Genomic DNA, 20,730 nt, shown 5'->3' on the forward strand with positions numbered 1-20,730 from the left:
CGGAGGAGGACGCTGGGAGCGGCGACGCCGTCGAGGACGCGGGATCCAGTATGGTCCCCCGCCGCTGCTCAGCGCGTCGGCCGCCACGGGCCGAAGGGCGCGCCCGGTTCCTGGTCGCGGGTCCACCACGATGCCCGCCACAGGGCGCCGCCGTAGGTCACCTCGTCACCCGTGGTGTAGGCGGTGGCAGCGTCCCAGGCGGGCACGACCGGCGCCTCGGGCACCGTGAACGTGCTGACGGCGCTGCGGGTCGTGTGGCTCGCACCGTCGCTGAGCTCGACGTACCACTCGTACGAGGTACCGCCCTCGATGCCCTCCAGCACCGCCGAGACCGGCTCCGCCCCCACGGCCGTGCGCACGTCCCCGACCTGCTGCCGCGCGCCCGCCGCGACCGTGAGCGACTCGGCGGCCAGGGTCCGGGTGGTCGTGCCGCCCAGGTCGATCTCCAGCGCGAAGTTCTCGGTGTCCGCGCCGTGGAAACCAGGGATCGCGCCGGCGGGCACCTGGTGATGCCAGTTCCCGTCGGACGTCGCCTTGCCGAGCAGCGGCGACCACGTGTTGAAGTAGATCAGGTCGTTCTCGGCGTCCACGCTGATGTGCTTGAGGTACTCCTGCCCGCCGTAGACCCGCGACTGGTAGTCGGTCAGCACGCCGTAGGCACGGTTCCCGCCCGCCGTCTCCCGCGAGGCGACGCCGGTCCCGGCGATGTGCCCGCCCAGCACGAGCTCGACGTTCGGATAGGGGTCGACGAGCGCCCGGGTCACGTTGTCGTTCGACCAGCCGTTCACGCCCTGGTTGACGGAGTTGTGGTTGGCGAGGATCACCGTGTGGTCCGGGTGGGACTCGATGACCTCCTTGGCCCAGGCCAGGCCGGGATCGCCGGCGTTGTCGGCGGAGAAGAACCCGACGGTGAGCAGCATGAGCTTCGCGCCCTCGATCTCGGCCGTGTAGTAGTAGTTGTCGATGTTGTCGCTGCCGCCGAACCGCCAGGGGCTGCCGGCGAGGCTCTGCTCGAACCGCTCCATCGGAAAGTACTTCGGCAGCATGACCCGGCCGTTGCGCGCGTCCGAGTAGTCGTGGTTGCCCCACGAGATCATGTAGGGCAGCCCGGCGTCCTCCAGCGCCCGCGCCGACGGCTCGGCGTTGACCCACTGGTACTCCTGTGAGAGGTACTCGCGGTTGACCCAGTCACCGGCCTGGAGCACCAGCTCGGTCTTGCGCTCCTTCGCCACGTCGGCGACGTACTCGAACTGGTGCGTCATGTGGTCGGGCGTCGCCTGGGCGTAGAGCTGGGTGTCCGGCACGTGGTCGAACGCCCAGTCGTACCGGTCGGCGGACGGCAGCGCCTCGATGTCGCCGTCCTCCGGTAGCGCCGTGAGGCCGCGCCACACCAGCAGGTGCAGCTTCCCGGAGTCGACGGCGTTCTCGCCGGCCCGGGCCGTCACGTCCAGCTCGACCGCCGCGCCGTCCGGGTCGGCGCCGGAGTCCTTGAGCAGCCACTCCCCGGCCGCGTGGTCGTACACGTACGCCGAGACGGTGCGGTCGTCACCGGTCCCCGTCCAGGTCAGGTGCAGCTCGTCCTGCGCGGCCTGCTCGCCGGTCAGCGAGACCTCATACACCTGGTACGGGTTCTCGTTCTCGCCCACGGTGGTCGGCAGCAGACCGTCGGTGACGGTTCCGCTGTCCGGCGTCAGTGCGTCGGGCAGCCGGTCCGGGGTGGACCCGGCCCGCACCACCACGTTCGACTCGTCCAGCTCGATGGTGGGACCCGCGTAGAACGTGGCCTCGACCCGCTCCCGGTCGTCCGTGCGCGGGGTCGCGGTGAGCGTCACGTCCCCGCCCGCCGACGCCGCGTCGTCGCTCACCTCCGGCGCGGACGGCGCCACCGTGTCCTCGACGGTCACCGGCACCTCGACCGGCTCGGCCGTGTCGTGGCCCGTCCTCCCCGGAGCCGGCCTGCCGACGGCGGTCGCACCGAACGTCAGGGGCTGCTCGCCCGTCGCGTTCACGGGCACGTCCACGGTGAACGACCCGGCGTCGACGACCTCGGAGAAGACCTTCTCGCCCGCCACCTCGGCGGTGAGCCTGGCCCGCCGGCTGACCGTTCCGGTCACCTCGGCCAGGCCCGCCTCCAGCGTGCTGCCCGCATGCGGCGTGCCCACCAGGAGCGCGAGCCGCTCGTCGGCGCGGTCGACCCGCTCACCGAACGTCACGGCGTCACCGAACAGGTTCGCGTACCGGAAGGCCTCGAGGTCCGGCGTGAACGCCACGCCCGCTATCTGCACCTCGTCGATCAGCCCGCGGAACGGGGAGCTCAGGGTGCCGTCGTTCGTGAAGTAGTCGCCGATGGTGGTCTGCACGTCCGGGTCGGCGAACGTGCTGCGGTACTCGACCATCTGGCTGTGCACCTCGCGGCCGTCGACGAACACCGAGTAGGTCATGCCGTCGTAGGTCTGGGTGACCAGATGGGGCTCGCCGTCGGCCGGGAAGCCGAACCGGTGGCTCAGGTCCACGTTCCCGAACTCGAAGCTGTTGCCCGCCAGGCGCGTGCCCACCTGCCGGTCGTCGCGCCGCACGCCCTGCCAGAAGGTGAGCTGGCCGTCGCCCGTCGTGCTCTCCTTGGCGATCACGGGAGCGGCCGAGCCCAACCCGGCCAGGTCGTCCTCGGTCAGGGAGTACACGCCGCTGATCGAGATGCGGTCGTATCCGCCGCCGACGTCGCCCGGGTACTGCAGGCGCGAGCCGGCGAACCGCGCCTGCCCCGTGCCCCGCTCGGACGCCTCCGCCGTCAGATCGTCGCCCACGACCAAGCCGGTCTGCCGGCCGGTCGAGTCGGTGCGGTCGTCGCCGGAGGCGGCGTCGCTGCCGAAATGCTCCACCAGGGAGTACTGCTCGCCCCACACCGCGGTCGGGTCGTTGGCCGCCGCACCACCGCCGAAGTAGGCCCACACCGGCCGGGCCCCGCCGGCGGGCAGGCTCGGTACCCGCACCCACACGGCGGACGTCCCGCCCGGCGCCCAGGTCTCCACCTCGAAGGGCAGCGGCGCGCCGTCTGCCCCGAAGAACGACAGCTCGTCCCGGCCGACGTCAGGCGTGCCCGGGATGCGGAGCTGGACGGGAGTGCCCATCAGGTCCGAGCCGGTGTCGTTGCGGACGGTGATCGCCTGGCGCGCCGTGGCGGAGGCGTCGGCCCAGGCCATGACCTTGCCGTTCGTGGAGACCAGGCCGCCCAGCTCGCGCAGGCGCCGCTCGGCGTCGGTCAGGCGGCCCAGGTCCAGCGCACCCCGCTGGGCCTCGGTCAGGCCGTCGACGGCGGTGCGCACCTCGGCGACCCGCTCGGCGTCTTCCGGCGTGACCTCATCGGCGTCCGGCAGCCCCCCGACCAGCTCCGCGACCGGGGACACCGCCCGGTCGATGCCGAAGCCCTCGAACAGGCGCGGCACGCCGCGCTCGCGGATGTCGTAGACGTTCACGGTGAGGCGATCGGCCGTGACGTCGACGGCGGTGAAGTTCTCGCCCGCCTGCTCACCGGTGCGGTCGAACAGCCGCAGGTAGGCCTCCAGGTCCAGGTCGGCGGACTCCTTGGCCTGCGCGTAGTGCTTCGCGCCCGCGGTGTTGGGCAGGAAGTAGATGGTGCCCTCGGGGTCGAGCGCGTACTCGACGCGCTTGCCGTTCCGGATCTCGGTGATCTTCGTGGTCTCGACCGGCCGGGCGCCCGCGACCCCCTCGGGGTCGGCGGTTAGCACCTTCGACCGGCTCATCACGTGGTCGTGGCCCTGCAGCACGAGGTCGATGCCGAGCTCGTCGATCACCGGCACGAGGGTGCGGCGCATGGCCATCACGTCGCCGTCGTCCAGATGGTTGGCCGTGGTGTAGACGCCCTTGTGCATGGTCAGCACGAGCCACCGGGCACCCGCCGCGCGGGCCGCCTGCGCGTCGGCCCGGAGCCACTCGATCTGCTTCGCCGAGATGCCCTGGTCCCCGCCCTCGTTGGTGTTGAGCACCATGAAGTGCGCGCGGTCGTACGTGTAGGAGTAGTAGGCGCCGGTGGACCGGTCCTGGTCCTGCGGTCCCTCCAGCGTGAAATGGTCCGCGAACGCGTTGGTGTGCCGGTCGTGGTTGCCGGACGCCGGTGCGAGCGTGGTGCCCAGCAGGCTCGGCCGGGCGGAGTCGAGCAGGTCCGCCCAGTCCTGCTCGCGGTCACCGTGCTCGACGACGTCTCCGTTGTGCATGACGAACTCGGCGTCCGGCACGTGCTCGAGCGCCTTGGCCATGGTTTGCGCCGACAGCTCGGCCTCGGCAAGGTTCTGCGACTGCGTGTCGGTCAGGTCGACGAACGTGAACTCCTCGTCGTCACCCGCGGGGGTCACGAACGTGCCGGTGGCGCTCCACACCTGCTCGGCCGCGTCACCGACGCGGTAGTAGTAGGTAGTACCGGGGCGCAGGCCGCGGGCCACGGCGCGGTAGAACGTCTCGCCGTCCTCGCTCGCCTCGCGCTGCGCCTCGACCCGGACGGTCGCCGAGCCCTCCGGGAACTCCCGGTCGGTGCTCAGCACCGCGACGGCGCTCCCGGTGTCCAGGGTGGAGTACCAGGTGAACGCCCGCTGCGTCCCGGGATCGCCGTAGAAGGTAGTCGTGATGCGGTTGGGCGCCTCGTCCGACGAGACGTACTTGGGCACCGGGTGGCCCAGCTCGGCGTCCCAGCTCCACCGCTCCGCGAAGTCCCAACCGAGCGCCTCGTACGTGGCCTGGCGGGCGAGCGCCTCGGGCGCGGTGTCCGTGCCGTGCTGGTTCCTGGTACCCGGGCCGTCGACGGGCTGCCCGCCGATGGTGATCGCGGTGCTCGCCAGGTTGTCCTGCGCGGTCCAGCCGTCGTAACCGGTGTAGCCGACGACGCGGCCGGTGAATCCGTCGATCCTGCCCGTGTAGCCGATGCCGCCGGACAGTGCGACGTTCCCGGTGAAGGAGCTGCCCGCGCTCGGGTTGCCCGGATAGGCCACCACGTGCGCCGCGTCGATGCCGCGGGTACCCGCCGCGCCACCGTCGGCCGACACCATGAGCTCCGCCTCGACGAGGTTGTCGCGGACGGTCGCGCCGTTGTTCGTGTACGCCGCGATGCCCGCGGGCATCTTGTACGCGCTGATGGTGCCGCGCACCCAGTTGTCCGTGACGGACCCGCCGCGCAGCTCGGCGACCAGGCCGGCGACCTTCTCCGCGCGGGCGGCCCGCAGGTCGGCGTCGAGCACGGTGTTACCCGTCAGCGTGGCGTCGGTGGCGACGACGGCGAGGCCTGCCACCAGCCCGGTGCGGTCGCCGCCGTCCGCCGTGACGCCGTCGAGCGTGAGGCCGCGCACCGTGCCGCCAGCGAGCTGACGGACCAGGCCGAGCCGGTCGGCCTCGCCGCCCGCGCTCTCCTGCGGGGCATAGACCAGGCTGCTGATCGCGTGCCCGGCGCCGTCGAGCACCCCCTCGAAGCGGTTGATCCCGCCGAACGGGCCGCGCCCGGCGAAGTCGAGGTCAGCGGTGAGCACGAAGTGCCTGTCGCCCGTGTACCGGGTGTTGCCGGCGTTGAGCTGTGCCGCCAGGAGCTTTAGGTCCTCGGGCGAGCCGATCTCGTAGGGCTGCTCGGCCGTGCCGTTGCCGAACAGGGCGGCCGTGTACTTCGGGACCGGGTGGGCCAGGGCCTCGTCCCAGCGCCAGGCGTTGGTGAAGTCCCAGCCCAGCTCCTCGTACGTGGCCCGCTGCGCGAGCTGCGCGGCCGTGGCGTCCGTGCCGTGCTGGTTCTTGGTACCCGGGCCGTCGACGGTCTGCCCGCCGATGGTGATGGCCGCGTTGGCGAGGTTGTCCTGCGCCGTCCAGCCGTCGTAGCCGGTGAACCCGACCACACGGCCGACGAACCCGTCGACCTTGCCCTCGTAGGCGATAGAACCGTCCAGGGCGACATTGCCGGAGAACGTGCTGCCGTTGGGCGAGCCCGGGTAGCCGACGATCATCCCGGCGTCGTTGCCGCGTGTACCGCCGTCCCCGCCGGGCACGACCATCGTCAGGTCGGCCGAGGCCAGGTTGTGCCGCACCGTGGAGTCCTGGTTGACGTACGCCGCGATGCCGGCGGGCATCTCGGCCGCCGTCAGGGTGCCGGTCACGAGGCTGTCGGCGATGGTGCCGTTGCGCAGCTCGGCGACGATGCCGCCAACCTTCTCGGCGCTGCTCGCCGTCAGGACGGCGTCGGTCACCGTGTTGCCCGTCAGAGTCGCGTCCGTGGCCACGACGGCGACGGCACCGATCCAGCCGCCGGCGCTCGTGCCGGCGTCGGCCCGCACGCCGTCGAGCGTGAGATCGCGGACGGTGCCGCCCTTGAGCTGACGCACCAGGCCCAGGCGATCGGCCTCGCCGCCCGCGGACTGCTCGCGGACCAGCTGGACGTCGCTGATGGTGTGGCCGGCGCCCTCCAGGGTGCCCGTGAAGGTGTTGATGCCCCCGAACGGCTCGCCCCCGAAGTCGACGTCCGCCGTCAGCCGGTAGGCCGCTCCCCCGTAGCCGGCCGGGTCTCCGTTGATGGCATCGGCCACGGTCCGCAGGTCGTCGGCGGAGTCGATCTGATAGGGGTCGCGGGCGGACCCGTCACCCTCGATGTGTGGCAGCGGGTCGACCGCCTGGGCCGCGGGCAGGCCCGCGCCGAACGCGAGGGCGAGACCGAGCGCCGCGGCCACCGGCGCGAGGGCGCGAGTACGGGACAGGACATGGGGAGACATGCGGTGAGTCCATAGGTCAACGTTGAACCAGTCCCACATGTCCGGTTAACCCGGAATGAACATCCGCCCGCCCCGCGGGTTCACGAGACGTTCTGCGGTGCGACCGCCCTTTGCCAGTCACGGCTGAGAACGGTTATCGTTCCCGCCTGTGACCACTTCCCCGGATGACAGCTACCAGGACCTCGGCGAGTTCCACGACCTGTTCATGACGGCACCGTGGGATCGCCTGCGGCCGGCGCTGCGGACGGCGTTCGGCAGCCTTGATCCCGGCGCGACGATCCTCGACCTGGGCGCCGGCACCGGGCTGGGCACCCGCACCCTCGCTGCGGTGACCCGGGCACGGATCGTGGCGATCGAGCCGTCCCGCACGATGCGTGCCGTCCTGACCGCGCGGGTCGCGGACGACGCCGACCTCGCCCACCGCGTGACCGTGCGAGCCGGGCTGCTGCCGGACGCCCTCGACGACGTGCGGTGGCCGGCGGCCGGGTTCGTCTGCGCGCACATGCTCGGCCACCTGTCGGCCGACACGCGGGCCGCTACGTTCGACCGCCTGCGCACGCTGCTGGCGCCGGGCGCCGTCGGCCTGGTGACGGTGGAGCCCGACGGCACCGAGGCCGCGACGGGCACCCTGACCCAGGAGCGGCAGATCGGCGACCTGCGTTACGTCGCCCGCTACCTGCCCCTCCCCGATGGGAACCGGTACGTCAGCGAGTACGAGGTGCGCGACGGTGAGCTCGTGCTGCGCCAGGAGCGGTTCGCCGGGACCTGGGAGCCGCTGACGCTCGACCAGCTCCGCCAGGAGCTCGCCGGGACCGGACTGTCGGCGCGACCGCACGGCGACGGCGCCGCGCTCGTGAGCCTCGAGCCGCACCCATGACCTCGAGGTCGCTCACTCACCCGGCGCACCCCGCGGGTTCGAGCCCCGGCCCGCTCACGCCCGGCCACCTCCGTCGCCGCCTCGTCCGCAGGACCTGGCTGCTGTGTGCAGCGCTGGGGATCGCGGCTTGCGTGCTGGTCGTCGTCTCGGGCGCGGTGGGTTCGGTGGCCGTCAGCCCGGCCCAGGCGGCCCAGCTCGTGGTCGGGCACCTGCTCCCGGGGATGCCGTGGATGTCGGACGGGTCCCTGACGCCGCTGCAGGACCAGGCCGTCTGGCAGTTCCGCCTGCCGCGCGCGCTGCTGGCGGGTCTGGCCGGCGCCGGACTCGCGCTGGCGGGGGCGCTGATGCAGGTCACGGTCCGCAACCCGCTGGCCGAGCCGTACATCCTCGGGGTGTCGTCGGGTGCGAGCGTGGGCGCAGTGCTGGTGATCGTGTTCGGCTCGGCGACGCTCGGCGGGCTGTCGTTGAACGCCGCGGCGTTCGGCGGTGCGCTGGGGGCGTGCGTCTGCGTGGCGCTGCTGGCCCGCAAGGACGGCGCGCTCTCGCCCACGCGGATGATCCTGGCAGGGGTGGCGCTGGGCACGCTGTTCAGCGCCGTCACCAGCTACCTGACGATCTCCACGAGCGCCCAGAACGTGGTCAGCGTGCTGTTCTTCCTGCTGGGCAGCGTGTCGGCGGCGACCATGTCCAGCCTGGTCGGTCCCGCGATCGCGCTCCTCGTGGCCGGTGTGACCGCGCTGCTGCTCGCCCGATCGCTCAACGCGCTCATGACCGGGGACGAGTCGGCCGTGTCGCTCGGGGTTGACGCCACCCGGCTACGCGGCGTGCTCCTGGTGGTGGCATCGCTGCTGACGGGCACCGTGGTCTCGGTGGCGGGCGGGATAGGATTCGTCGGACTCGTCGTGCCGCACGTGGCGCGCATCGCGGTCGGGGCCGACCACCGGCGCATGCTTCCGGTCGCGGTCCTGGGCGGCGCGGCCTTCCTCATGGCCGCCGACCTCCTGGCGCGCACGGTGGCCGCCCCGACCGAGATCCCGCTGGGAATCCTCACCGCGTTCGTGGGCGCCCCGTTCTTCCTGTGGTTGATGCGCCGTGGCGGCGCCGAGCGGGCGGGGTTCGGCCGATGAGGGTCGACTTCGACGACGTCACCGTCCGGCTTGGCGGCCGCGACGTGGTCCAGCACGCGTCGCTGACCATCGAGCCGGGAACCGTGGTCGGCCTGGTCGGACCGAACGGCAGCGGCAAGTCCTCCCTCCTGCGCACGCTCTACCGGGCGGTGCGGCCCCGGCGCGGCAGCGTGCGTGTCGACGGGCAGGACGTCCTGCGCCTGAGCGGACGCCAGGCCGCCCGGGCGGTCGCCGTCATGCTGCAGGACGCGCCGACCGACTTCGACCTGAACGTCGAGGAGACGGTGCTGCTCGGGCGTGCCCCGCACCACACCGCCTTCGGCAGGGACACCCCGACCGACCTCGACGTGGTCGCCGACGTGATGCGCCGCACCGGCGTCACCGACCTGGCCGACCGGATGGTCGCGACCCTGTCCGGCGGACAGCGGCAGCGCGTCCTGCTCGCCCGGGCCCTCGCCCAGCAGAGCCCGGTCCTCGTGCTGGACGAACCGAGCAACCACCTCGACATCAGTCACCAGCACGAGCTCATGACCACCGTGCGCAGCCTGGGCCGCACCGTGATCGCCGCCCTCCACGACCTGAACCTGGCGACCCGGTACTGCGACCGGGTGGTCGTGCTCGACGCCGGCCGGATCTTCGCGGCCGGGCCGCCCGCCAGGGTCCTGACGCCCGAGCTGATCCGCACCACGTTCGACGTCGACGTCCGCGTGCACGGGGACGTCGACGAGCCCGTCTTCGCGTTCCGCCCGCTCCCCGCGGCCGCCGGCCCCACGGTCGACGGCGCAGCCGATACCCGAACAGAAAGCCGCATCCCGACATGAATCTCACCTCGCGATATCGCTCAGTGGCCGCACTCTTCGTCGGCGCCCTGCTCCTGTCCGGGTGCGGGTCGTCGGTGACGCCCGCTCCCGGCGCGTCCGGCTCGGGCCAGGCGGTGACCGTGGAGAACTGCGGACGCCAGGTAGTCGTCGACGGCGCCCCCGCCGCCGCGGTCGGTATGCACCCGGCGCAGACGGAGCTGCTGCTGCGCCTCGGCCTGGCCGACCGGCTCGCCGGGCAGGCGCAGGCCACCGCGCAGAGCCTGCCCGACGACGTGGCTCCGCTGGCCGAAGACATCCCCGTCGTCGGCGACGTCATGCCGCCGAGCCGCGAGGACCTGCTCGCCGTCGAGCCCGACTTCGTGTATTCGCCCACCACCTACGAGTTCACCGCCGAGCAGGGCTTCGCCAGCATCGCGCAGCTCGAGCAGGCCGGGTCGGCGGTGTACGTCGCCACCGGCGGCTGCGTCGACCGGCGCATGGCCGGCGAGGTCACCGACCTGTTCACGGACCTGGAGAACGTCGGCGAGATCTTCGGCGTGCAGGACGAGGCGGCCGACCTCGTCACGCGGAGCCAGGCCGACCTGGACGAGGTGGCCGCCGCGGTCGCGGACGTCGAGCCGCTGCGCGTCGCGCAGGTGTACGTCGAAGGCACCACGCTGCAGGCCATCGGCGCCGGCGTCGAGCACGACATCCTGCGCCGGGCGGGGGCGGAGAACGTTTACGGGCCTGGCGACCCGGCGTTCGCCGACTTCTTCGCCGCGACGATCACCCCGGAGTCGCTGGCCGCCCAGGAGCCCGAGGCGCTGGTGTTCTCCGTCTTCGACGAGGAGCACGAGGCCGCGACGCGCGAGTACCTGACGTCCACGTTCCCGGACATGCCCGCTGTCCGCGAGGAGCGGCTGATCACCGTGTCCAGCGCCGACGTGTTCCCCGGCACGCTGGGCAACATCTCGGTCGTGCGGGAGATCGCCGAGCAGCTCTACCCCGACGCTTTCTGAGCCGGTGGTCCACCGACGCCTGCTCCAGCTCGCCGGGGCCGTGCCGGGGGCGATCCTCGCCCTGGCCGGCCTCGGCGCCGTCCTCTCCGCCCTGCACATCGGATTCGCGATCACCGCGGGGGGCGTCATCGCGACGCTGGTACGGGGCGAGGGCGACCCCCTCCCGGGCCTGGCGGCGCTGGCCGCGATCGCGCTGGTCCGGGGCACACTGACCGGGGTTCGTGAACCCGTCGCCACGCGGTTCGGCGCCGGGGTCCGGATCAGGCTGAGGCGCAGGCTGCTGGCTCGGCTCGGCGCGGTGCCGGTCGCGGAGCGGGACTCGGGACAGGCGGCGGCTACTGTGATCGACGGGGTCGACGGGCTGGACGCCTACTACACCCGCTACCTTCCGCAGCTGGTCGTCGTGCTCGTCGTCCCCGCCGTCGTCGTCGGGCTCGTCTGGACGCGTTCGACGGCGGCCGGCGTCGCGCTCGCGATCGCCACCGCCGTCGCGGTGCTCGCCCCGCGTGCCTGGGACCTCCGGCTCCTGCGCAACGGACGGCGCCGGTGGGAGCGGTTCACCCGGTTGTCGTCGGACTACGTCGAGGCGTTGCAGCAGATCCCGCTCCTGCGTGCCTTCGGCGCGACCGACCGGACCGCCGCCAGGCTCGCAGCCGACGCCGATCAGCTGCGCGGCTCCACCATGGCCCAGCTCCGCCTGTCGCTGGTGGAGACCTTCGTCAGCGGGATGGCCGTGCACGTGGGCACCATCCTCGCGGTGGTCGCTGCCCTCTCGGCGGTGGTCTCCGGGGACACGCGCGCGGCCGGGGCCGTCACCGTGCTGCTGCTGGCTCGGGAGTGCTTCCGGCCGGTGCAGGACCTCGGCACGACGTGGCACGCCGGCTACCTCGGCCTCACCGCCGTCGACGGCCTCGACCAGCTGCTGTCCCGGCGACCGGCCGTCGTCGAAGACGGCACCCGCGCCGCACCCGCCACCACCGGATCGGTGGTGGTGGACGCCGTCACCTACCACCACCCCGGGACCAGCACGGGCCTGCACGGCCTGACCCTGCGGGTGGAACCCGGCGAGACCCTCGCGATCATCGGGCCCTCCGGATCGGGCAAGAGCACGCTCGCCCGCCTGCTCGAACGCGAGATCGACCCCGACGCCGGAGGCGTCCGCATCGACGACGTCGACCTGCGCGACCTCACCCGCCGCGCGCGGAGCCGCAGCGTCGTCGTCGTGCCGCAGGACCCGACCCTGTTCGCCTGGACGGTGCGCGACAACCTGCGCCTCTACCGGCCGGACGCGACCGACGCCGAGATCGAGCGCGTCTGCGAGATCGCCGACGTCCGGCACGTGATCCGTGCCCTGCCCGACGGGTACGACACGGTGCTGGCCGAGAACGGCGAGCAGCTCTCCGGCGGGCAGCGGCAGCGCCTCGCCATCGCCCGGGCGCTGCTGTCACCCGCCCCTGTGCTCGTGCTCGACGAGGTCACCTCCGCGCTCGACCCCGCGACGGAGCGGCGCGTCGTGGACGCCCTCGCCCTTGCCGCACCCGCACGAACGACCCTCCTCATCGCCCACCGGGAGAGCGCCTGCGTGCACGCGGACCGATGGATCGCTCTCCGGGGCGGCCGTCTCGCGGCCGCTGGTGACGGGCCACCATCGGCCCGGGTCCTCTTGTCGGGGGGCACACCGTGAGGGCTGTCCTGCGGCTGCTGCCGGTCATCGCCTCCCGCCGCGGCCTGTTCGTCGAGACCGTGGCGTGGAGCGTCGTGAACCAGGCCGCCGTGCTCACGATCGCCCTCGGCCTTGCGTTCGCCGTCGGCCGCGTGGTCGCGAGCGAGCCCCTCGACCTGCGGGTGACCACGGCGGCGCTGTGCGCGCTCGGCGTCCTGGCCGCCGCGGCGGCGTGGCGCGAGTCGTGGGTCTCGCACGATCTCGCCTACCGCCTGATCGGCGTGCTGCGCGGCCGGGTCTTCGACTCGCTGCGCCGCGCCCTCCCGGCCCGCACCCGCCACCGGCGCACCGGTGACCTGATCACGACGGTCGTCGGCGACATCGAGACGCTCGAATGGCTCTACGCGCATACCGCCGCGCAGACCCTGAGCGCGGTGCTCGTCCTGGCGGTGGGCGGCATGGTCTCCGTGTCCCTCAGCCCGCTGCTGCTGCTCGTCTGGGTGCCGCTGCTGGCCATCGGTGTCGCGACGCCCCTCGTGACCGCTCGCCGCGCACGCCGCGACAGTGCCGCCCTTGCGGCGGGCGCCGCCACGATCCGGTCCGAGCTGCTGGACACCGTCCGCGGGCTACGGGAGCTCACCGGCGCCGACGCCCTCGACGCCCAGCTCGACCGGATCACCGCCGACACCCGCGCGCACGCCCGCACCCAGGTCAGGGAGGCCGCGCGGCTCGGCGGCGAGCGCGCGGTCGCCGACGTGGCCCTCGCCGGTGCGGCCCTCGGCGCGATCGGCATCGTGCTGCTCGGCCGTGACGCCATCGGCCCGGCCGACATCCCGCTGGCGATCACAGTGGCCGTCGCCGGCCTGGGCCCGGCCGCGCAGATCGCCGACCTGCTGCGCAACGCCGGCACCTTGCGCGCGGCCGCCGAGCGCATCGCCGACGTGCTCGCCGCCGCTCCTGCCGTGCGTCCCGCCGCCGTCGGAGAGGCCCTCGCGGGAGGAGAGGCAGCCGCGGTGGCCGACAAGTCGGGCCTCGTCCTCGACGACGTCACCTTCGCCTACGACTCGGGTCGCCCCGTGCTCGACCGGTTCAGCCTGCACGTCCGCCCCGGCCAGGTCGTCGCCCTCACCGGCCCATCCGGCGCGGGCAAGACCACCGCGGCGCGGCTCGCCCTGCGACTGTGGGACCCCGACCAGGGAAGCATTCGCATCGACGGAACCGACCTGCGCGAGCTGCCCGACGCCGAGCTGCGCGCCCTCGTCGCCGTCGTCCCGCAGGCATCCCCGCTGCTGCGCGGGACGATCCGCACCAACATCACGCTCGGCGACCCCGACGCCACCGCGACGATGATCGACCACGCGGCACGCGCTGCCGGGCTGCTCGACCCGGCCAGTGGCCTCCCACTGGGGCTGGAGACACCGGTCGGCGAGCACGGAACCGGCCTCTCCGGGGGTCAGCGCGCCCGAGTCGCCATCGCCCGCGCGCTGCTCCGCGAGCCCCGCGTGCTCGTCCTGGACGAACCGACCGCGTCCCTGGACCCCGACGCCGATACCGCCGTCATGGACTTCCTCGCCCGGGCGACCGACCGCGCCACGCTCCTCATCGCACACCGTCCCGACACCGTCGCCGCAGCTCATGCTCGCATCGCGCTGCACACCACGGCCGGTCGCCACACGTAACGGTGGCCGGCCTCTCCCCGCCGGCAAGCGCGGCCTTGTCCTGGCGCCGCACCGGGTACGACGAAGGCCGCTGATTTGGCGATTCACCAGGTCAGCGGCCTCGACCTCCGAGGATCAGCCGCTCTTGCGGCGGAACATCTTCTGTGGCGGAGGAATTCGCTTGGCGGACCCATGCGGCACACTTTGGTGTCACTTCCTGCTGCCCCTAGAGCCTGCTGGAACCGCGGATTTCTGCGGTTCTTGGCGAGGGCAAGTCAACTGTGGCACGACCTCCCTGTCGTGGGCAACCGTGGGCATTGGTGGGCATTGGTGGGCATTGGTGGGCACCAATCGTGTCATTCGCGTGACACGGGCGGGCAACCGTGACACGGATCGTGACACGTTTCGGAGCCCTGGAGAGTGTCACGTCAGACTGAGGCGCTCGGCCAGGAGGCGGGTGATCTCATGGTCGGCGCCGAGGTGTTCGAGGGCGGTGGCGTGGGCGTCGCGCCAAGTCTTGAGTGCCCTGTCGAGGTCGCCGGCAGCTGCATGGAGGTAGCCAACTGTGTCGTGCCGGTCCAGGGTGCGCGGATCCGTCGGGCTGAACGTTCAGCCGAGAGATGCCAATTTGTCATCGCAAGCTCCACGGCGCGTGGATGCTGACCAACCCTCGGCAGGGCGAGCGCGAGGTTCTCGCGCGTGACGTCACCTCCTGATCGTGCCTCCGGACGTGTCGTCTCGCGTTATCGCAAACATCGGGAGCAGGGTGAAAAACCCCGGAAATTGATGAAACGCTTGATGAAATTTCATCCTTCACCCGGCGCAAGTCACCAAGGACCGGTTGTAGTCGATCTACATGCGCACCCGTGTGCACGCAGCAGAAGGGGACACCACGCGAACCGGATTCTAGGACTTAAGCGGCTGTTCGAACCGGTCCTCGGCTGCTTCCGGGCCCACGGCCCGCCGCCTCGCTTTCTACGTAAGGATCCGATCCGCGCCTGCTGGACACCGTGAAGCAACGCACCGACCGAGGGAGCGACGCGTGAAGGACCAGACGGCGAGACTCATTCCGCCCGTCCCCCATCCGAGCCCGGGCAGGTTGTTGCGCACCGCGTGGGCGGGCGCCGTCGCCACCGTGGCTGCGGGGGGGTTTGCTGTTCGCCACTTCGGGGGCCTCGCCCGTGCCTGACAACGATCGTGATCGTCCGATCCGGTTGTACGGATTGATCCAGAGCGTCACGGTCGGGCAGACCGGGACCGCCGCGCCGGGTGTGACGCTGGGACAGATCGTCGCGGCCCTGGAGCACGCCGAGGCCCAGGCACGGGAGCTGCAACTTGCAAACATGCTGGACTCGTCGGTGCCGAACGCGCTGGTGGAGGTACAGCGCGCCGACCAGCGCCAAGGCCTGTCGCCGCGCGAGAGCCTGCTCGACATGGTCGCGATGTTCGGCGGTTCGACCCTGGGCCATGCCTATCGCCGGATTCCCGCCGCGGCGCTGTGCCCGTTGGAGTTCGCGCCGGGGCGCATGCTGCGTTGTGACGCCGCGGAGCGGCTGACCACGCTCAGCGACGAGTTCGAGCGGGTGTTCGGGTACCCGAGCCCGATCACCGATTCCTACCGGACCTATGCGCAGCAGGTCATCCTGGCCGGCACCAAGCCGCACCTAGCGGCGATCCCGGGCACGTCCAACCATGGCTGGGGTCTGGCGGTGGATCTGGGTCACCCGATCGCGGGCGATAGCTCCGCCGAGTACGCATGGTTGCGGGAGCAGGGTCCGGACTACGGCTGGGACAGCCCGTCGTGGGGGCGATTGGGCGGTATGAAGCCGGAGCCGAGCGACAGCCCGCCCAGCAGAATCCGTCCAAGCCCATCCCCAAGCCGACGCCGAGCGACCCGGCACCGAAGCCGACGGCGCCCACGACCACGCCCGCACCATCACCGACGCCTACCCCTTCGGAGCCCAGCCCGGGGCCCTCGGCTTCCCCGTCCCCAGCACCGTCGGAGCCGTCGCCGAGCTCAATTCCGACACCGGTCCCGAGCCTCTCGCCGATTGCCGCTCCTACGCCGACCCCGACCCCGACGCCGACCCCGAATGGTGACGGCGAGACGCCGTAGGCGCCGACGCCCTCACCCAGGCCATCGGTGTCCAGCCCGACTGATCACAGGCCAGGGTTGTCGCTGCTAGGCCTATGAAGGCAACGAGTCGGCATCCTGGAGTGCCCATCGATTGCTAGTCACGAACGTCCCTAGGAGACGACCGGGTTCGGTCGCCTCCACTGTCCGTAACTTTGAGAGCCGCCCCTTGACCTCAACGCACATTGGACCTGACCCCGTGCGGGACTCGCGACGCTCGCCCTACTTTCGCCTGCCGGTATCACGTCCACGTGGTAGGGCATTACTCGTCACAGCCGTACTGGCGGGTGCCGTCGCACTAACACAGGGCAGCGTGACCTCAGAGCCAGCGTCGGCAGATGTCTCCAGCTGCTCCGAACTGGAAGGCTTCACCAGCTGCGCGGTTGTCACATGGAACAACCCGGCCGGCAACCAGGGTGTGCGGATCCCGCCCGGCGTGACCGAGGTGGACGCCCGCATGTGGGGCGCGGGCGGTGGCGGCGCCTCGACGAACCCCTATGCGAACGCCCGGGGAGGTGGTAGTGGTGCGTTTGTCGCGGGCACCGTGCCTGTCTCGGGAGCCGGTGGGGCCAGGTGGAACGTAACGATCGGATGGGGCGGGTACGCGGCGAGCACACTGCGGCCATTCGGCGGCGGAGGCCCCGGCGGTAGCGCGTCGGAGGGCTCAGCCCCTGGGTCAGCGGGGGGCGGCACGACAGCCCTGTGGAGCGGAGGTCCGTTCGCCTCGGTCCCCATCCTCGTCGCCGGCGCGGGAGGCGGTGGAACCGCCGGCTCTCGTGGTGCGGGAGGTGGCGGTGGTGCTGCGGGAGCGACCGGACAGCCTGGACAGGCCGCTCATGTCTCTCACGCGACGGGAGGTTCACCGACGTCGGGCGGCCAGGCCGGGACCGTACCCGGATGCGCGGTCCAGGCGACTGCCGGGTCGCAGTACGCCGGCGGCGCCGGTGGTTCCGGATTCGAGGCCGGCGGTGGCGGTGGCGGTGGCTGGTTCGGTGGTGGTGGTGGACAGTGCCAGCCCGCGCGAGGGCCGGGAGTGAGCGGCTCCGGTGCCGGAGGTTCGTCGTACATCGCGCCGCAGGTGGCGGACCAGCGCACCGAAGCCGGACAGCCGGGTGCTCCGGCCAGGAGCAGCGCGAAGCCCGGCGGGCACGAAGACCGGGCCTACCGCTACGCACCCGACGTCGGCATCGGTGGCATGACTCGCGGCGCGACACCCGGGGAACCGAATGGCGGCCAGGCGGGTGGCGGCGGCATGCTGGTCCTGCAGTGGAAGATGCCGGCGCCGGAGACCACCACCCCCGCGGAAGGGACACGCGCGGCGGACCCTACGCCAGTGATAGCCGGAGCCGCAGGAGCCGGCAACACGGTGACCGTGACGGACGGCCCGGCCGGCACGACGGTATGCACGGCGACGGCAGCTTCCGACGGGACGTGGAGCTGCACCGCGTCCTCGCTGGCTGACGGCGCGCATGACCTCGTGGCGACCCAGTCCAGCGGCGTCGCCGCAGACGCCTACCCCCCGGGCGATCCGGTCACCTACACCGTCGACACCACCCCTCCAGCAGCGCCGCGCATCACGGGCCCTGCGGCCACAGCCGCCACGGACGCGACAATCCGCGGCGGCGGCGAGGCCGGCAGCCGGGTCACCGTCCGCACGACCTCGGGCAGCGCGGTGTGCGGGCCCCTGCCCGTCCCACCCGACGGCACCTGGAGCTGCTCGCCCGACCCAGAGCTGGTAGCGGGCCGGCACTCGCTCGTGCCTTTCGCCGCCGACGACCTGGGGAACACCGCAACCGGAGCCGAGTACGTCGTCACCGTCGAGCAGCCGCCGGTACCCCCTCCGTCGCCGTCCCCGACGCCCACACTGGTACAGACACCCCCATCGGCGGTCGACGCGCCCTCGGCACCGCCCCCTACGACCGCTCCACGGCCTGCCGCACCGCCCCCCCAGGTGGCAGCGACTGTCGCCCCGTGGGGCTCGCCCCCCGTCGTGGCGCCACGCGCTGCGGCCCCAACGGCGCCGGATACGGCCGATGAGCCGGAGGACGAGGCCGCCGAACCCGAGGCGGATCCACCGGTCGAGACGCCCGAGGAGATGGTGCCCCCCGTCGCTGCCGGTCGGCCGATCTCGTTCGACGTCCAAGACCGTGCTGGTGAGGTTCTGCGCGGCGAGGTCGGGCGGTTCGACGCGACTCTCGGTCCCAATCTGACGCGCGAAACAGTCGCAATGACACTCGCGGGGCGCGTTGACCCAGGCTTCGTATACCGCTCGGTGCAGGTGGTACCCGACGCGCGCTGCGTGATTGCCAGAACCACGTTTTCGTGCCCCATCGTGCTTGAGCCCGGGGCATCGGCGCAGGTGACGATCCGCCTCCTGGTGGACGCGCTCACCGCACCGGACCTCGCCCGCCAGCAGCTCTCCGTCGCCCTCCGCGGGGATGGCACGGATGGTGGCGTGGCCGGCGCGGGCTCCTCGGCCGCAGTGGCGGCCCTCGCCACCAGCGTGACCGTCACGACCCCGGTCGCCGACGACGAACCGACCGACACCGAGGCACTGGCCGCGGCGATCACCGATCAGCCCGGCACGTTCCTCGTCCTGCTCACCCTGCTGCTGTACGCGCTCGCCGCAACCGTCGCCGAGCGACGACGCAGCCGACCCACGGAGGGATCATGACCGAGCTGGTCGAAGAAAAGACCGACGAAGAAACCCGGCCCGAGCCGCCGCGCAAGCGGCGCAACCCCGCGCCGCGCATCCTGGCGGTCATAACAGGTCTGCTCGTCGTCTATTACGTCGTGCTCACCCTGTCGGGCACGCTCAACAGCACGACGGAGGTTTCGATCACTGGCCAACAGGAGGCGGTGGGCGAGGACTACCTGACCCTGCAGATGAAGACGCAGGACGTGGACCTCACCAACCGCGTCATGGAGGCCACCGTGCTGCCGATCCCGCACGGCGAGTTCGTGGGTGAGCGGGCAGGAGAGATGTCGCAGAACCTGCGAATCCAGATCGTCTCCGGCGGCCAGACGACATCCGTGGTCACCTACCCCGGCGAGTCGATTCTCGACCCGACCACCGTGACGCTGGGCCTCGACCGCGGTGACACGTTCTACCCCTGGGACCGGCCGTTCGCGAACTTCCGCGTGAGCGTGCAGAACGACGAGACGGGTACAGATGTACCGTTCGAGCTGGCCATCGAGAACTCCGCCCGGCCCTGGGTCCTCGCAGCGAGCGTAGGTGCGTCCGAGATCCGGGGCGGTGTCACCGCACTGCCAGTGACGCTCGACGGCAATCGAGACCCCTTGAGTGTCACGCTCGTCGTCTTCTACTTGCTGGCGATCCTGCTCACCACCCTCATGGCCGTCGTCACCGTCGGTAGTGCCCTGCTGAAGAAGAAGCTTGAGTTCTCCAATGTCATCTGGCTATCCGCCACGATGCTGTCGTTCCCCGCCCTACGTTCCGCGATGCCCGGCGCACCCCCGATCGGCACCGCGCTCGACTTCACCGTGCTGTTCCCCTGCATCTGCATCGTCGCGGGCATACTCGTGTGGGCCGGAGTGCACCTGCTGTGGCGCGAGTCCAAGCCGCTGCGTTCCCGCGAGCTCGAGGAAGACCCAGAGGGTGAGATGACGAACGAAACGTGACCACCTGCCGCTACCGCCGTCGCAGATCTCGCATGGCAGCGGTTCGATGATGGGATCGCACCAGGTGATCGAATGGAGGATGAGCGCTGAGAGGACACGCCCCGACCCTGCGGGACGTCGCTGACCGAGCGGGTGTCCCGTCGACGACGGTGTCGCGCGTCATCAACCGCAGCGGCTTCGTCAGCGCGGGGGCGCGCGCGGCAATCCAGCAGGCGATCGGCGAGCTCCGCTACGTCCCGTCGGCGTCCGCGCGCGGTCTCGCGTCGCGGCACACGGGGATGGTCGGTCTCTGCCTGCCCGTCGTCGAGGCCGACGCCGACCTGGCGGACTGCCGGTCGTCCGGTCAGGCACCCGGCGCGCCCGGTGGCGAGGCGGCGACCACAGTGGTCGACGCGGAGCCGGTCGCCCTTGTCTCCTGGGGCGGCATGTACTTCGGGGAGGTGGTGCGTGGCGCCGAGTTCGCGGCCTGGAACGCAGGGCTCGCGATCACGGTCGCGCTGGTCCGGTCCCCCGACCTCGAGGCGCGGGTGCTCAACATGGCCGGCCTGGTCGACGGCATGGTCATCGTCAGCGGGACGCTCCCGGACGACGTCTGGAACGTTTGCGACAAGATCTTGGAATCCCTGGACCAGTGGTTCGACCGGGTTCATTGTGTTCTCTCTTTCAGCGGCTACCTGAGCGCGCGCGTGATCTGGGCGCGCCGAATACGCGTGGCTCATGATGGGTGGTCTGCGCAGGTCGCTCGACGGCGCCGCGGTTCTTTCGACTGCGGAGGTGATCAGTCGGGCTGTGCGAGCGTCGCCAGGGTCGTCGCGAACGCGGTCCCGACGATCTGCACGACCAGAGTGCTCAGGATGATGTCCGAGGTGGCCTTGGCGCCCCAGTCGCCGCGCTCGAACTTCTTTCCGCGGTTGTAGACCTCACCGGCCACGCCGAAGGCCCGACCGACATCTTGTTCCTTTATCACCGCTGGACCGGCCGGCCAGGCCCTGGTCTCCCATCGGCACGCGAGTTGATCACCGAGTCAGGCCGTAGTCACCTGAACGAGTAATGGCTCG

General features: G+C 71.7%; 10 protein-coding genes. 9 read left to right on the forward strand and 1 reads right to left on the reverse strand.

Annotation, left to right across the window (positions count from 1 at the left end; genetic code table 11):
- Positions 1-68: 68 nt before the first annotated feature.
- A complete protein-coding gene (locus EW117_RS02560) occupies positions 69-6,752 on the reverse strand; it encodes a DUF2341 domain-containing protein (protein ID WP_129783356.1) in 6,684 nt (2,227 codons plus the stop codon).
- A gap of 148 nt (positions 6,753-6,900) precedes the next feature.
- Here EW117_RS02560 and EW117_RS02565 point away from each other — a divergent pair, with 148 nt between their 5' ends.
- The 9 genes from EW117_RS02565 to EW117_RS02620 all read left to right on the forward strand — a co-directional run bounded on the left by EW117_RS02565 (position 6,901) and on the right by EW117_RS02620 (position 20,589).
- Positions 6,901-7,629, forward strand: a complete 729-nt coding sequence (locus EW117_RS02565) for an SAM-dependent methyltransferase (RefSeq protein ID WP_129783358.1) — start codon at positions 6,901-6,903, stop codon at positions 7,627-7,629.
- Positions 7,626-8,756: a FecCD family ABC transporter permease gene (locus EW117_RS02570; protein WP_129783360.1), complete on the forward strand. Its 1,131-nt coding sequence runs from the start codon at positions 7,626-7,628 to the stop codon at positions 8,754-8,756. Before EW117_RS02565 ends, EW117_RS02570 begins: the two co-directional genes overlap by 4 nt.
- A complete protein-coding gene (locus tag EW117_RS02575) occupies positions 8,753-9,577 on the forward strand; it encodes an ABC transporter ATP-binding protein (RefSeq protein ID WP_129783362.1) in 825 nt (274 codons plus the stop codon). Before EW117_RS02570 ends, EW117_RS02575 begins: the two co-directional genes overlap by 4 nt.
- Positions 9,574-10,575 carry an ABC transporter substrate-binding protein gene (locus EW117_RS02580; RefSeq protein ID WP_129783364.1) on the forward strand — a complete coding sequence of 334 codons (1,002 nt, stop codon included), beginning with the start codon at positions 9,574-9,576 and terminating at the stop codon, positions 10,573-10,575. Before EW117_RS02575 ends, EW117_RS02580 begins: the two co-directional genes overlap by 4 nt.
- A 4-nt stretch (positions 10,576-10,579) precedes the next feature.
- A complete protein-coding gene (locus EW117_RS02585) occupies positions 10,580-12,259 on the forward strand; it encodes an ABC transporter ATP-binding protein/permease (protein ID WP_129783366.1) in 1,680 nt (559 codons plus the stop codon).
- Entirely contained in the window at positions 12,256-13,917 is a 1,662-nt protein-coding gene (locus EW117_RS02590) for an ABC transporter ATP-binding protein (protein WP_129783368.1), read from the forward strand. The genes EW117_RS02585 and EW117_RS02590 overlap by 4 nt, the downstream gene beginning before the upstream one ends.
- 3,146 nt (positions 13,918-17,063) lie before the next feature.
- Positions 17,064-18,704 carry an Ig-like domain-containing protein gene (locus EW117_RS02610; RefSeq protein ID WP_165362421.1) on the forward strand — a complete coding sequence of 547 codons (1,641 nt, stop codon included), beginning with the start codon at positions 17,064-17,066 and terminating at the stop codon, positions 18,702-18,704.
- A complete protein-coding gene (locus EW117_RS02615) occupies positions 18,701-19,672 on the forward strand; it encodes a DUF4436 family protein (RefSeq protein WP_129783374.1) in 972 nt (323 codons plus the stop codon). The genes EW117_RS02610 and EW117_RS02615 overlap by 4 nt, the downstream gene beginning before the upstream one ends.
- A 107-nt stretch (positions 19,673-19,779) precedes the next feature.
- The gene (locus EW117_RS02620) at positions 19,780-20,589 is read left to right on the forward strand and encodes a LacI family DNA-binding transcriptional regulator (RefSeq protein ID WP_277986442.1); all 810 of its coding nucleotides are present in this window, start codon (positions 19,780-19,782) and stop codon (positions 20,587-20,589) included.
- Positions 20,590-20,730 lie beyond the last annotated feature (141 nt).

The sequence above is a fragment of the Promicromonospora panici genome, assembly GCF_900608595.1.
Lineage (GTDB): Bacteria > Actinomycetota > Actinomycetes > Actinomycetales > Cellulomonadaceae > Promicromonospora > Promicromonospora panici.